This is a genomic window from Streptomyces sp. NPDC048521 (assembly GCF_043199855.1).
Classification (GTDB): domain Bacteria; phylum Actinomycetota; class Actinomycetes; order Streptomycetales; family Streptomycetaceae; genus Streptomyces.
Genome location: NZ_JBICWR010000005.1, coordinates 90,721 through 103,834 on the forward strand (window position 1 = coordinate 90,721; position 13,114 = coordinate 103,834).

The following is a 13,114-nucleotide window of genomic DNA, read 5'->3' on the forward strand; positions in this document are numbered from 1 at the left end:
CGTCAGGGGCGGGGACGGGTGTCATGAGCTAGGCGGATGTCGCGGAGTCGGTCGGTGCGTGGTCGGCCAGGAGCGGGCCGAGGACGGACAAGGCGCCGAGGGCGATGTCCTCGTAGAGGTAGAAGCCCGCTTCCAGCGGCGGCAGTTCGGCGACAGTGTCCTCCGTGACGGGCTCCGGGTCGGTGGCGTAACCCGCGTCGTCGTCGTGGGCGGCGCGCGGTCCGAGCAGGTCGGTGAGGTCCTGCGCGGCGCCCAGGAGGGTGTTGCGGGCGGTGGTGGTCAGCAGGCGAAGGGGGAGGTCGAGGGCAGCGGTCGTGCGCTGGCCGGGAACCAGTTTCGTCACCCCCGGTGCCTCCTCGGTGGCCGCGGCGAGCAGCTGCACGGGAAGCGTGCAGGCGGAGACGATCCGCTCGGCCGGCATCACGGGCGGGGGGTCACCGTCGACCATGAGGTCCTCCCACTCCATCAGGTCGAAGAGGAACTGGCCGCCCTTGTAGAGGGGCCAGGGCCGGACGGTGTCGAGCAGGAGGCGGGCGCGTTCGGGGGTGTGGTGGCGCAGTGCCACGCCGTGTCTGGCCAGGGTGCACAGGCACTGGCGCAGGCTGCTGTTGACGTGGCCGAGGAAGGCGAAGGCCCGGTGGTCGGTGGGGGTCAGCGGGCCGGTGGCGGTGGGGTCGGCCGACGGGGGCGGGGGCGGGGTGGTGGTCACAGTGGCCTTGAGGTGACGTAGTGGGCGATCTGCCGCAGGACGGCTTTGCCTTCGTTCTCGGGGATGAACCGGAGGTCTTCTTCGAAGCGGGCGATGCCTTCGGCGGCGAGCCGGTCGGCGAGGTCGGTGGCGTACTCGATGGAGCCGTGCCGGCGCATGGCGGCGAGGAGTTCCTCGGCGTGCTGCTGGGTCTTGTCGGTACGGCGCTGCCGCAGGACATCGAAGAGGCGGGGGCGTTCGTGGGCGTACGCGGTGCGGAACAGGTGGATCAGCATCACGGTGCGCTTGCCTTCGAGCAGGTCGCCGAGAGGTTCCTTGCCGTAGAGGGCTTCCTCGCCGACCAGGTTCAGGATGTCGTCCTGGATCTGGAAGGCGATGCCGATCAGGCGGAACGCCTCGTCGAAACGGCTCAGCACGGCGGGGTCGGTGACGCCGGCGCAGACGGCACCGATGCGGCACGGGCTGATGCAGGTGTACCAGCCGGTCTTCTTGGTGCTCATCGTGAAGTAGGCGTCGTCGGTCTCGGGAACGACCTCGTGGCGGATCCAGCCCAGCTCCACGGCTTGGCCCTCGATGGACTCCCGGCACATGTGCACCGCCTCGTGGATGAGGCCGAGCGTACGGACCAAGCCGAGTGTTTCAAGGTTGGACAGCACTGCGTCGACGGCGAGCAGGTTCAACCCGTCACCCACGTTGACGGCCAGCCCCAGGCCGTGTTCCTCGTGCATGGTCGGCAGGCCCCGCCGGTGCGTGGACTCGTCGGCGATGTCGTCGTGGACGAGGAAGCCGTTGTGGAACAGCTCCAGTGCGGCGGCGGCGCGTACCGCGTCGTCGGGGCGCCCGCCGAATGCGGCACAGGTCGCGATGGTCAGGGTGGGCCGCAGTCCCTTGCCCTGGCGGGCGGGGTAGGAGCGCATGAGGTCGTACAGCTCGGCACGCGGTTCACGGTCCGGCAGCAGCCGTTCGATCTCCTCGTTGGTGCGGGCCCGGCACCGGAGCATGGTCTCCATGAGGTCCGCGTCCTGGACGGTGTCCTCCAGCGACCAGTCGGTGCTGGTGCGGCCGTCCCACAGCAGGCGGGGCGCGGTGACGGTGGTGTCGCCGATCAGCGCGGGCGGCGCCGGCGCGTCCTCGGGGGAGCGTCGGGCGAGGAAGTCCAGCGCCGTCCAGTCGACCGGGTCGGTGGCCGGTTCCCGGGCGGCGGGTGTCGCGCTGCCCCACAGCTGAGGGGCCTGTTCGCGGTAGGCCCCCCACAGTTCCTGCATACTGCGCAGGCCCGCCGCGCGCTGGGACAGCAGGGTGAAGGCCCGCCAGACGGCGAGGGTGTCCTCACGGGAGCCGCGGACGTCGAGGCTGGCGGGCAGGACCTGGTCGACGGGCGGGCGCTGGAGGTCGAACAGCAGGTTCATGGCCCGGTTGTCGAAGGCGACCTCGACATCCGGGTCCGGGCAACGGTCCCGGTCCACCACGATACGGCTGTGCCGTGCGGTGAGTGTGGCGTGGCTGCCGTCGTTGAAGTGCAGGCCCAGCCGGATGCCGCGCAGGTGGTCGGCCGCGGCGGCGAGGATCGCCGGCGCCCGGTCGGACAGGGCGGCGACCGTCTCGTCCAGCAGCCGGGCACCGGTGAACGCGGGAACGGTCTCAGTCATGGGCACCCCCGGCGAACTCCACGATGCCCCCGGTGTGGAAGCCGATACGGCGTCCGCCGACCCGGCCCTCGACGGTGCACGGGCCGAGGGTCTCGTGCACGCTGAACGGGTGCAGACTCGTCTCCGATGGGTTGATGATCCGGCCCGCCGTGTGCGAGCGGAAGTCGAGGACGAGACGGTCGTCGCCGAGCCGTGCGGTGATCAGCAGCCGGCCGGGCACCGCGGCCATCGGCGGGGTGCCCAGCAGGCCCGCCAGCGGCGGCACCATCGCCACCCGGTCGCGGTCCAGGCCGCCGCTCACCGCAACCCTCAGATTGCGTCGGGGGAAGTGCCGGACCATGCGCCCGTCGCGCCACAGCATCACCGACCCGTTGGCCGCGTCCGCGGGGTACGCGGGCTGGAGCAGGGTGAAGACGACCGCCGCGGGCGGGGCCTGGCCGACGGGGCCTGAGGGGTCGTTGACGAATCCGAACACCCAGCCGCCGAGCGTGGGCCAGGACCACCGCCCGCGTACCCGCTCGTGGTAGCCGAGCAGGTCCGTCTCCGTCACCGCACCGTCGCCGTGCCGCAGGGTTCCGGTGCCCAGGACGCCGGGCTCCGACTGCCACCGCAGATGCTCGTCCTCGCCGAACGGCGCGCACTGCGAGGTGCACGGCCTGCTGGTCCGGGTCAGCCGTACGTCCACCGTCGGCGCCGCCGAGCGGGCCGCCACCCGGAACGCGCTGGGCTCTCCATGCGGATGTGGCAGCCGGAAGGCCGACCAAGGCACTTCGGGCTGTTCGGCGTTGAACTGCGTCGCACTCCAGCCGTGCCCCTCCCCGTAGAGGAGGAGGATCGCCATGTGCTGTCCTTCGGCCGCCGTGCCCGTGCCGCTGCGGAGCCCGGTGGCGGGAGCGCCCGGATCGGCGAATACCGAGCCGGTGGAGGAGCCCAGGACGGAGAGGTTCGCGATGAGTGCCTGTTGCCCGCACCGCGACAGGAACGCGTAGTGCAGCCACTTGCGGTCGAGCGGGTGGGCGAGTGGGGCGTGCGGGAAGGGACCCTGCGGACCGAACCTCGGGAGGGCGGGCATGAGCACGTTTCGAACGCTAACCCAGGGTCACCGATCAGCTGCAAATCGTGACCGTCATGAGGGTGACCTGGGAGCACAGAAACGATAACCTCTGCATTCAGGGTTTGAGGACGCAAAGAGCCGCCCATGGCGGGGTCCGCCACGGACGGCTTCGGATCGCACGCGTGCCCTCGTCGGTCGCCGTCAGTCCTCGTCGTCTCCGAGAACGCTCGCTTTGAGGCGCACTCCCGGCTGGCCGGCGATCACCGCACTCCCGTCGGTGTACCGGCCCGGCTCGGCGTCGCTCAGGGCGCGGATGCCGAGCGTGTAGACCAGGGCAGCCGCCGGATGGCCGGGGGTGTTCAGGCGGGGCTCGTCCGTGACGACCAACGATCGGCCGTCGTTCCCGACCGTCCCCGTCGGGCCTCCGCCGGGGAGCACCGTGCGATCCGCCCGGTAGTACGCGCCGGTCACCCGGCCGTCGAAGACGAAACCCGTCGGAGCCGTGAAGGTGTGCTCCACCCGTCCCGGGGCCCAGGGGTCGGTAGAGGAGACCCGTACGTGGATCAACTCGCTCTGTCCGCGCTGGACCTCCAGGCCGACCTCCTGCCGGACCAACAGCCGGGCGGGCTGCGCGGACGCGGTGCCGCCGTCACCGGTCGGCACGCTGTCGGCTCCCCGGTCCGGTTCCGGCTCGGGTTCCCGCTGGGGTTCCCGCTCGCGCTCGGGTTCTCGCTCCCGCTGCGGCTCCCCGTCCGACCTCGGCTTCTCCTCCCGCACAGGCTCCGTGTCCCCGGAGAGTGTGGTGAGGGGCACGGCCGCGATCCGGTGGTGAAAGTTGTCCGCTACAAGCAGGCGACCGGCCGGATCCACGGCGAGACCACACGGGTAACGCAGTGCGGCGCGGACGACGGCATCGGACGTGTCGACGGACGCGGTGGCCTCGCCGGTGGCGGGATCCGGCTGCCCCGCGACGACACGGGCCGCTCCGTCAGCCAACCGCCATACGCGGTGTCCGGTCTGGTCGGCGACGTACAGCACGCCCTCGCCGTCGACCGTCACCGCGCACGGTGCGCCCCAGTCGACCGCCGTGGCGCCGGTGTCCCCGTCCGGCGGTCCCGCCAGTACCGTAAGGGCCCCGTCCGTACCGAGCAGCAGTACCCGCCGGCCCTCCGGGTCGGCGATGTACAGCCGACCGGCCCCGTCGACCGCCAAGCCGGCGGGCAGGAACGCCTCGCCCGCGTCGGCCGCAGTGGAGCCACCGGACCACCTTGCTGCCGCGACGGCCGTGCTGATGACGCCGTCGCCGTCGATCCTGCGCACTCGGGGAGTGCCCGCCTCCCCGACGTACAGCCGGCCGGTCGCGTCGACGGCCACGGCGCACGGAGCGTTCAGCCGGGCACGGTCGGCCGGGCCGCCGTCGCCGTCACCCTCGCCCTCACCGCGCGAGCCGTCTCCCGCGACGGTGCCGATGACACCCGAGGGATCGATCCGGCGGACCCGGTGGTTCATCTCGTCGGCGACGAGCAGGGCGCCGTCCGGGGCGACCACGAGCGCGGACGGGAAGCCGAGGCGGGCGCGCACCGCGTCGGCGCCGTCCCCGGCGAAGCCCCGCAGCCCGTCCCCGGCGATTGTCGTCAGGGTGCCGGTGCCGTCGATCCGGCGGATTCGGTGGTTCGCGTGGTCGGCGACGAAAACCGCGCCGCCTCCCACAGCCACATCCGCGGGAAAGGCCAACTGTCCGTCCGGCGCGGGCCCGCCGTCCCCGGAGTACCCGGCCGTACCGTTGCCCGCCACGGTGCCCGGCAGACCACCTCCGTCCGGCGGACGCCGCCGCGCCGCGGCCCTGGCCGTCACGCCACCACCGCCCAGCACGAGCGCGGCCCGGCCCCGATGGCGCCCGACCCCTTCCGCGTCCACGGCCTCGTCTCCCGCATCTCCCTCTCCTTCCGCACCATCTTTGACATTTCCCCTGAATACCGGTCGGAAGGGCACCGCGGGAGTAGCCACCGCGTCCGCCACCCGCACGAGGGAGGAGCCGGAAGAAGCGGATCGGTACGGGAAGGGGGCGGCGCATTCCGGCGGCTTCAACAGGGCGCGGATTGATGGGCTACACCTCGCCCCCATGCGCCGTTTCATGCCTCAACTGCGCTCGAACAAGTGATGCGGAATCGATTCGGCATTCCAAACGGGGGAACGGCGGCATACCACCGGCTGGTGCGGGCTAACGATGGACCCGGATGAAAGTCCGGTGCGTCCCGCGATGCCCGCGCGAACGTCCCGCTCGAAGCCACGGGCGGTGGCCTGCGTTCCGTCTACCAGGCGCAGCCCTCATGACGAGCGCGTTCGGTGAACCGCGCGGTGCGGTGCCGAGCTCTGGCCCCCCAGCGGGCCCGGGCGACCGGCACCAGGACGCCTCTCTTTCTGTCGCACGCTTCGACCACGGCCCCAGGAGGACTCGCCAGATGAGCACCGACGTACAGACCAAGAAGGAAGCCTACAAACGGGGGGAGGATCAGGGGCGCGCCGATGCGCTCGCCGGAAAGCCCTACGCCGACCCGCCGCGCGACGGCACGCGCGGTGAGAAGGACCAGTACGCGAACGGGTACGACTGGGGCTACGAACAGGGCCGGGCCCAGAAGCTGGACCTCGTGGTGTGGCAGGAAGGCGGGGTCGAGGACGCCCCCGGGGGCCTCGGCACCACCATCAACATCTGCGTCCGCACGCCGAACTGGAGCGAGACGGTCGACGCCGGCGAACGCGAACACGTCTTCACCGCCCCCACCGGATTCCGCTGGAACGGCACGGTGGGTGCCCAGTACAAGCGCATCGACCAGACCACGGGCGGCAACCTGCCCCCCGTCCAGGCCAAGGTCAGTGACGACGGGCGCACCCTGACCTTCACCTACCACGTGCACCTGAACACCGGCAGCGACGACAAGGACTGCATCGTCTACACCTGCGGCCTCGAAGCCGTGGACGGAGCCAGGACCGGCCGCCACACCGACGGTGTCGCCCAGGTCGGCACCGCGCCGCCGGCCAAGCTCAAGGCCGAGGTCATCGAGGACGAGGACTGAGAGAGCGGGAACCAGACACCATGACCACCGTCGTCACCTCCGGCGTCTTCACGTCCACCACCCCGCCCATCTCACCGGTCAACGGCGTGGGCACCGACTACATCCAGTGGGGCAGTGCCGGCAGCCAAAGCGGCTACCAGTTCCGCGGTGCGGCCGCGGACGTCCAACTCGACGGCACCGAGTTCGTCATCGGTACCTTCGTGCACCGCAACAAGCCCACCAACGTCAGCCCGAGCCAGTTCGATGTCCAGCTGACCGTCAACGTCATGTTCGAGGACGGCAGCACGACCGACCTCAACTTCAGCTTCCACCACAACGAGACGCCCAACAGCACAGGTACCAGTCCGGCGGACGACGACCTGGTCGACCTGCAGACCTTCATCCACCCCCAGCCCGTCACGGTCGACGGCAAGCAGTACCGGGCGGTGCTCAGCGGATTCAAGCGCAACGGCCAGATCGTCCAGCAGTTCCGCAGCCCGGAGGGCGGCATCAACTTCGCCGAAGTCGTGTGCATGTTCACGCTCGAAGAGCCCGACGTGATCATCTCGGGCCTTCGCTACCAGGGCACGAGCACCGGCCAGGCGGACGAATACGTCGAGATCCTCAACCGGGGCGGCGGGCCGCAGGACCTCACCGGCTGGAAGGTGGAGGCCAAGCCCACCGGGTACTCCTTCCCCTTCCCTCCGGGGACGGTCATCCAGCCCGGCCAGCGCTACCGCGTCTACACCAACGAGAACCACCCGGAGTACGGCGACTTCTCCTTCAGCTCCTCCACCGAGGTCTGGCGGGACCAGGGCGGCATCGCCCGCCTCGTCGCGGACGACGGCTTCGTCGTCGACCAGTCCCCCTACCTGGACAAGGGGTTCAACAAGACCAGCACGCCGTGACCGGACGTCGGCCGCTCACTGACAGGTGAGGCCGAAGTGCGCCTCACCTGTCACCGTCCGTGCCGGTACAAAGAGGAACGAGCCGTCCCGTGGTAATGCTCTCGAGAAGAACGGCCTCGACACCGTCGGGGCCCTCGATGGAGCGGGTTCATCTCAGCGGCCGGTCCTACGCCTCGTGCGGTGATGCCCAACGTGCGATGCACAAGAGCATGAACACCTGATCGCGAATGGCGGCAGGGGCTCAGCCACCACTCGACGAGCAGCCGAGGACGCGGCCCCTCTATCGGGAGGAACCACGCCCTTGCCACCCCATCATGCGGAAGTCAAGACGTCGCGCGCTCGCAGGAGCCGGTCCAGGACGACGACCGGCGACCTCGCTGCCCCCTTCGGGCCTGTCCGACGGGTCGCGTCACCGACCCCGCGCCCAACCGCCCTGTCACCCGAATGGCGCAACATGACGTGCCACCCACATGGGTGAAGATCAAGCTGAAAAGTGCCCCAACCGAGGCAATCCGTGAAAGGGAAACCAAATGCGCATTCGACGAATCCTCGCCGCCGTCATCGCCACGGCAGCCCTCGCCGGACTCGGCCTCGCAGGCGCCGCCACCGCCACCGCCGCCCAGGGTGCCGCATCCTACGTCACCCCTTCTGAGTGCAAGCAGGGCGGCGGAATGCCCGATCTGACGGACAACCTCTGCAAGGGCGGTACGCACGACGGGGAGAGCATCGACTGAACCCCACAAGGCGCCCCGCAGCCACGCGCCGCGGGGCGCTCCCGCGCGTAATCGCCGAGGGCGAGTCCTGGGCGGACTGAGGGAAGGCCCCACGCGGGGGCGGGCGTTGTGAAGCACATGGCCGTGATCGGGTCACCGACAGCCACGCCGTGGAGCAGCCGGAGCCAAGGCAGGCGACTGCCGAGGAGGCATCACACGGGAAACCACCGGGGGCGGGGACTGCTGGTGTACACGTCCGTACGGTTCTGTGGTGCGCCGGAGTTGGCCCCGGTGAGCACCGCCCGTACTCCCTTGCCGTCTGCCACCAGGCCTTGGTAGTCGCCGAGGAAGCAGCCCCGGCGAACGGCGCCTGCAGTCAGTCGAAGACCCGCGAGATCCGTCGTTCGGTCCGGAGCTTCGGGTTTCCGTGCTGCAGCGTGGCCGGTTGGTAGGCGGTGGGCAGGGTGGTGGTGTTGCCGGGCTTGAGGAAGCGCAGGTCGTGGTAGGTGAGCGCGACCGTGTGCCGGCCGGTCAAGTGATCGCCGGCGTGGTCCCGTCAGGCAGCGCGCAGGCGTCGCCGGAGTAGGGGCGTGAAACGATGTGTCCGCCGGCGGCCGTGCAGTCGTCCCTGGAGATGTTCGGAGACGAGGCGGCCCCGGCGCTGACAGCGCCGACGGCGCTCACGCCGGCAAGGGTTGCCGCGGCCAGGGCGAGGCCCAGGATTCGTCGTATGCGCATGACTTCCTCCTCCTCTCAGGCGCCTTCGTTCGGCCTTCGGGAAGGACAAGTCTCAAGACGACGGCGCCCTCTTACTCAGCATGGGCGCTCCGCATGAGGCCCGCGAGGCGAGGCTGGGCGCCGCGCCCGGGCGGTGACTGCCCGGCCCCGGAGAGGCATGACGTCACCGACCTCGACCGGCCGCATCGGTACGCCGCGTGCGCGTCGGTGGGAGCGGGGCGACGTCGATGTCCTTGGCGTCGAGACTGCCCACCGGGGCCGCGTTGGGTCCGGGCAGGCCGGGGTTGAGGAGGAGACGGGCCGTACCTGCCTCCGACCGGTCCCGCCGCGGGCGGCTGCCCCGCGCGGTCCGCTAACGCGGTTCGTGGGCCGCCGCCCGGCAGGCACCGGTCGCGGCGCCGCCTGGCACTCCGGCCCCGGTCAGCCCGGTCACACAACCCTGCAGGTCGCCGACCACGCCGCGGCCGCAGGCCGCTGTGACGGAGTCGGAAGCGGTGGCACCGGCCAGTTCGGCCATCTGTGTGCAGGCGGGGATGTCCGCCCGGACCGCGGGAGCGGCGAGGAGGGCACCACCGAGGGTGAGGGCCAGGCCGGTGAGAGCACCGGCGATACGGGTCGACGTGCGCATGGGACGCACCTGCCTTCCAGGTCGGTCGCGCGGTCCCGGTCCCGGCGGACCGGATCCACGCGGTAAGGCCGCCTGGCGACGCTGGTTGGTGGTGCCCCGGCCGGCGGGCTCACAGACTGACCGCACGATTCCGCGTCGCATCCATTGAGCCGCACCGGGACATGGTCGCCAGGCCCGAAGGAGAGGGCCCCGGACCGGAAGAGACGCACTCGGACCTCCACTCGCGGGCCCCTCACTCCAGCGTCGCATCCTCTCCCCCACCCGTCCTGGGCACCCGGGGGCGGCCGCGCTGAGTAACTGCGATTGCGCGAAGCGCGGTAGCCGGCCCGCCCGGCCAACCAGGTGGATCGGACGGCCCAGCGTCCCGCCCGGCCCGTCCCCTGCACACCGCCGGGCGCGGCTCGGCCGGAGAGGCGGCCGGCCCATGCCGGCCTACAGCATGTCGCCACACCGGACCGGGACGCTGTGGGTGCGGGCGATGTCCCGGGTACGGCGGCCCCCGAGGCAGGTGTCGACGGCATCCCCCTCCCCAGCGTCTCAAGATCCGGACCATTTCGGACCAGCCCCGCCCAAAGAGCCGCACCGACCGCCGTTTTCGCTGGTCAGCGTGGCCGAAGCCGCTGCACGGCCAGCAACCGAAGAACATTCCTTGTTCCTACAGCCCCAAGAAACTTGGGTTTTTCCAAGTCCGAAGTCGGTTGCCTGGAGGCCCCTTGCGCTTCAGGCACCCGAGACGTTCGAATGAGCGCACCTCGACCTCGTTCACCTAACAGGCCATCTCGTCGGGCATGTTCGCTTACTCATCCTCTAGAGCGCGGAGAGCGGTGAACGAGTCTGCGACAGCCGCTCGCCCCCTTGCTCGCGCCGCCTTGAGTCTCCGTCGCCAGAGCAGCTTTGACCGGTGTGGATGCCACAGAGCCTCGTAGACCAAGGCAGTCGCTTCATTGAGCGCTCGGAGGTACTCGACCTTGACTCCTCCACCGTATTCAGGATCGGGATACTGTTCCCAGCTTCGACGACTTTCCCTGTAGATGGCAGCCCTTGTTTTCACGTACCAGCTGGCGACTTCCTGAGGAACGCCAGCAATCAATGCGGCTGCTTCGAAGGCATGCTGAGCAGAGCGGAGCTGCCCCCACTCCTCTTGTCTGCCTTCAGACCACACCGCTTCTTCCAAGGCGCTCATGGCGCTCCGGGCAGCTGCACGAGCTTGGCGACGTTCGGGGCCGGCGCTTACGTACTGCGTGACCAGCCCACCCACGCTGCCGGCACCGAGGATCTGCAGGAGTCCGACAAGATCAGCCATCCGGCGAACGTAACAGTGAGCCCAGGTGGGGGGTGGCCGCTTTCGCAAGCTGGGTCGGGGTCTCTGTCGACCGGAGGCAGGCCCCCATCATCAACTCGGGGCCTTCGGCGTGCTCGGTCCCTGACGGCGGGCCCTGCAGGATCCCGTGCCAGCCTCAGATGAGTGTTCAACTGCGTGACAACGCCGACGAACAACAGCGGACGAGTCAGGGACGCCTGCGGACCATCAGCGCAGGTGAGGAGACCGCGACTACCTGCGCCGTCCCCATCAGCGTGCTCCGGGTCGTCCGGGCTCAACCGTCGCCAGGCCGCGGTCGCGCAAGGCGTACATCGAACGCCACTCACTCGCACCCTGGGATCCGAAGCCTGAGTAACAACTACGGGTTCAAGGCGCCGCACAAGCGCGGCGTGCGCGGCCCGGTCCCCGGCCGGGACTGCGCTTAGAACAACGTGGCTGAGGCCGGAGCGGGGTTGCTGGAGGCCCAGATGACGGGTGCTTCCTTGTCTCATCCGCCGTCGTGGCTGATTTTCAGTAGCTTGGCTGGAACGGCGCTAGGTGTGGGCCTTGGGAGGAGCAGACCTGGAGGCTCGGACGGTCGGAGGGTGTGGGTCTCGGCGTAGGAACGCAGCCGCGGCGAGGCCCCCGAGGCCGATGACGGCCAGGGTGATCATCGCAGCGGCGTAGGCGCCCTTGGTGAGGCCGGCCACGAGGATGGTGCCTGCGATGGCTGTACCGAAGGACGAGCCGAGGTTGGACACGCTGCGGGACAGGCCCGAGATCTCTCCCTGTTGTTCCTCGGGGAAGCTCGACTGGACGACGTTGACGGACGGGGTCAGCATCACGCCGAGGCCGAGACCTATGAGGAGTAGCCCGGGGACGAACGCCCACGCGGTGGAGAAGCTCCCGGCCAGGATGATCAGGGCCGCCACGCCGGCGATGGAGACGACGAAGCCGGACATGATGAGGGTCCGCTGAGGGTGCCGACGGGCCAGGCGCTCGGCGGACAGGGACGAGGCCAGCAGGCCCAGGGTGGCTGCCGTGAAGATGGCACCGGTTTCGATGGCGTCGTAGCCGCGCACGACCTGGAGGTAGGCGGCGACCGTGAACGACGTGCCCATGAGCAGCAGCCATTGAGTGTTCTGCGTGGCGAGGCCGAGGTTGGAGGTGCGGTTGCGGAAGAGGCTCAGGGACAGCAGCGGCTCCTGGCCGGACGCTTCCTTGGCGCGGACGGAGCGGAAGAACCAGCCGAGCACCAGGGCACCGAGAACCAGCAGGGCGATCATGAGCCAGACGTTGTCGTCCGCGGCCAGGATGCCCATGACGACGAGGACCAGGCCGACGGCGGAGAGGACCGCGCCGGCGGTGTCGAAGGAACGGGTCGGATCCGGGGGCAGCGGGTCGTCGATGCGACGGCTGAGCAGGACGATCACCGCGATCACCAGGGCCTGGAACACGAAGGCCGCACGCCAGCTGATCGCAGTGGTGATCAGCCCGCCGATCAGCGGCCCGGCCGCCGCTCCGATGCCGCCCAGGGCCATGACAACCCCGAAGGCGCGGGCGCGAGCGGTGATGTCGGGGTAGAGGAGGGTCGTGAGGATGTAGACCGGCGGGATCAGCAGTGCCGTGCCGATGCCTTCAAGGATCGAGTTCCCCAGGATCAGGACACCGAGTCCGGGCGCGGCCGCGCTCAGCAGGGCCCCGATCGCGTAGACGACCAGGCCGGTCGTGAAGCAGCGTTTGCGGCCATAGCGGTCGGTCAGTTTGCCGCCGGGGATCATCAGCGCGGCCATCACCAGAAGGAAGACCGTGATGGCCACCTGGACGCCCTGGACAGTGGTGTCCAGGTCCTCGCTGATGTCGTTGATCATCACGTTCATGTTGGAGCCCGCGAAGCTGCAGATGAACTGTGCCAGCGCGAGGGCGGCCAGCACGCGTCTCTGCCCCGTCGGCTCCCTCGTCCCGGCCGTCTCAGTCACCGGTGCTGCCCCTGCCCCTGTCCTCGTCAGGCGCCGTGAGGCCATACGTTGCCGGATGCCCGTGGTTGCCGTGGCGCGGTGCGGTCTGCGCCTTCTCCAGCTCTTCATCGAGTGCCATAGCCGCGGTGACCAGGGCGAGGTGGGTGAACGCCTGGGGGAAGTTGCCTAGTTGCTCGCCCAGGGCGGAGGGCTCATCCGATGTGCTTCGGGACGAAGAGGGGGTCACCCCGGTCTACGGTCCGTGACCGTCGTCGCGCCGTCCGGCTTGCCGTCCCGCTCCAGCGGCCAGCGGGCGACCTTGACCGGCATCGCGGGAACGCCGGGTTCCGGCACCGGATAGAGCAGGCGAGGGTGATCCGCGCCCGGAAGTCCTTCTCGGGCGG

At 70.1% G+C, this 13,114-nt stretch carries 12 protein-coding genes and 1 pseudogene; 4 read left to right on the plus strand and 9 right to left on the minus strand.

All coding sequences use genetic code 11. The annotated features are described in order from the left end of the window. Positions 1 to 28 precede the first annotated feature (28 nt). The 4 genes from ACGFRF_RS14050 to ACGFRF_RS14065 form a co-directional block, all read right to left on the minus strand. Positions 29 to 709 carry a hypothetical protein gene (locus ACGFRF_RS14050; protein ID WP_393739516.1) on the minus strand — a complete coding sequence of 227 codons (681 nt, stop codon included), beginning with the start codon at positions 707 to 709 and terminating at the stop codon, positions 29 to 31. After that, a complete protein-coding gene (locus tag ACGFRF_RS14055; RefSeq protein ID WP_393739518.1) occupies positions 706 to 2,358 on the minus strand; it encodes a polyprenyl synthetase family protein in 1,653 nt (550 codons plus the stop codon). Before ACGFRF_RS14055 ends, ACGFRF_RS14050 begins: the two co-directional genes overlap by 4 nt. Next, positions 2,351 to 3,430 carry a hypothetical protein gene (locus ACGFRF_RS14060; RefSeq protein ID WP_393739520.1) on the minus strand — a complete coding sequence of 360 codons (1,080 nt, stop codon included), beginning with the start codon at positions 3,428 to 3,430 and terminating at the stop codon, positions 2,351 to 2,353. The genes ACGFRF_RS14055 and ACGFRF_RS14060 overlap by 8 nt, the downstream gene beginning before the upstream one ends. A gap of 183 nt (positions 3,431 to 3,613) precedes the next feature. Beyond that, the gene (locus ACGFRF_RS14065) at positions 3,614 to 5,329 is read right to left on the minus strand and encodes a serine/threonine protein kinase (protein ID WP_393739522.1); all 1,716 of its coding nucleotides are present in this window, start codon (positions 5,327 to 5,329) and stop codon (positions 3,614 to 3,616) included. 545 nt (positions 5,330 to 5,874) lie between these two features. Between ACGFRF_RS14065 and ACGFRF_RS14070 the strand changes: the two genes are divergently transcribed. The 4 genes and pseudogenes from ACGFRF_RS14070 to ACGFRF_RS14085 form a co-directional block, all read left to right on the plus strand. Beyond that, on the plus strand, positions 5,875 to 6,486 hold the full coding sequence (locus ACGFRF_RS14070; RefSeq protein WP_393739524.1) for a hypothetical protein: 612 nt from the start codon (positions 5,875 to 5,877) through the stop codon (positions 6,484 to 6,486). A 20-nt stretch (positions 6,487 to 6,506) separates the two neighbouring features. Next, the gene (locus tag ACGFRF_RS14075) at positions 6,507 to 7,373 is read left to right on the plus strand and encodes a choice-of-anchor K domain-containing protein (RefSeq protein WP_393739526.1); all 867 of its coding nucleotides are present in this window, start codon (positions 6,507 to 6,509) and stop codon (positions 7,371 to 7,373) included. A gap of 530 nt (positions 7,374 to 7,903) precedes the next feature. Continuing rightward, positions 7,904 to 8,107: a hypothetical protein gene (locus ACGFRF_RS14080; protein WP_393739528.1), complete on the plus strand. Its 204-nt coding sequence runs from the start codon at positions 7,904 to 7,906 to the stop codon at positions 8,105 to 8,107. A gap of 78 nt (positions 8,108 to 8,185) precedes the next feature. Beyond that, positions 8,186 to 8,301: pseudogene (locus ACGFRF_RS14085) on the plus strand (GntR family transcriptional regulator); the annotation flags it as partial. A 161-nt stretch (positions 8,302 to 8,462) separates the two neighbouring features. On the opposite strand, the gene ACGFRF_RS14090 reads toward ACGFRF_RS14085, so the two are convergent. The 5 genes from ACGFRF_RS14090 to ACGFRF_RS14110 all read right to left on the minus strand — a co-directional run bounded on the left by ACGFRF_RS14090 (position 8,463) and on the right by ACGFRF_RS14110 (position 12,731). Beyond that, entirely contained in the window at positions 8,463 to 8,621 is a 159-nt protein-coding gene (locus ACGFRF_RS14090) for a hypothetical protein (protein WP_393739530.1), read from the minus strand. Next, positions 8,618 to 8,824 carry a hypothetical protein gene (locus tag ACGFRF_RS14095; RefSeq protein ID WP_393739532.1) on the minus strand — a complete coding sequence of 69 codons (207 nt, stop codon included), beginning with the start codon at positions 8,822 to 8,824 and terminating at the stop codon, positions 8,618 to 8,620. The genes ACGFRF_RS14090 and ACGFRF_RS14095 overlap by 4 nt, the downstream gene beginning before the upstream one ends. 352 nt (positions 8,825 to 9,176) lie before the next feature. Further along, positions 9,177 to 9,452, minus strand: coding sequence for a hypothetical protein (locus tag ACGFRF_RS14100; protein WP_393739534.1), 276 nt, complete (start codon positions 9,450 to 9,452; stop codon positions 9,177 to 9,179). A gap of 796 nt (positions 9,453 to 10,248) precedes the next feature. Further along, entirely contained in the window at positions 10,249 to 10,755 is a 507-nt protein-coding gene (locus tag ACGFRF_RS14105; protein ID WP_393739535.1) for a hypothetical protein, read from the minus strand. Positions 10,756 to 11,306: 551 nt separating this feature from the next. Continuing rightward, on the minus strand, positions 11,307 to 12,731 hold the full coding sequence (locus ACGFRF_RS14110; RefSeq protein WP_393739537.1) for an MFS transporter: 1,425 nt from the start codon (positions 12,729 to 12,731) through the stop codon (positions 11,307 to 11,309). Positions 12,732 to 13,114: the final 383 nt, after the last annotated feature.

Bases quoted from the DNA above. Each gene is read 5' to 3' on its own strand.
- ACGFRF_RS14070 (WP_393739524.1), top strand. From the start codon at position 5,875: ATGAGCACCGACGTACAGACCAAGAAGGAAGCCTACAAACGGGGGGAG.
- ACGFRF_RS14060 (WP_393739520.1), bottom strand. From the start codon at position 3,430: ATGCCCGCCCTCCCGAGGTTCGGTCCGCAGGGTCCCTTCCCGCACGCC.
- ACGFRF_RS14100 (WP_393739534.1), bottom strand. From the start codon at position 9,452: ATGCGCACGTCGACCCGTATCGCCGGTGCTCTCACCGGCCTGGCCCTC.
- ACGFRF_RS14080 (WP_393739528.1), top strand. From the start codon at position 7,904: ATGCGCATTCGACGAATCCTCGCCGCCGTCATCGCCACGGCAGCCCTC.
- ACGFRF_RS14095 (WP_393739532.1), bottom strand. From the start codon at position 8,824: ATGCGCATACGACGAATCCTGGGCCTCGCCCTGGCCGCGGCAACCCTT.
- ACGFRF_RS14055 (WP_393739518.1), bottom strand. From the start codon at position 2,358: ATGACTGAGACCGTTCCCGCGTTCACCGGTGCCCGGCTGCTGGACGAG.
- ACGFRF_RS14075 (WP_393739526.1), top strand. From the start codon at position 6,507: ATGACCACCGTCGTCACCTCCGGCGTCTTCACGTCCACCACCCCGCCC.
- ACGFRF_RS14105 (WP_393739535.1), bottom strand. From the start codon at position 10,755: ATGGCTGATCTTGTCGGACTCCTGCAGATCCTCGGTGCCGGCAGCGTG.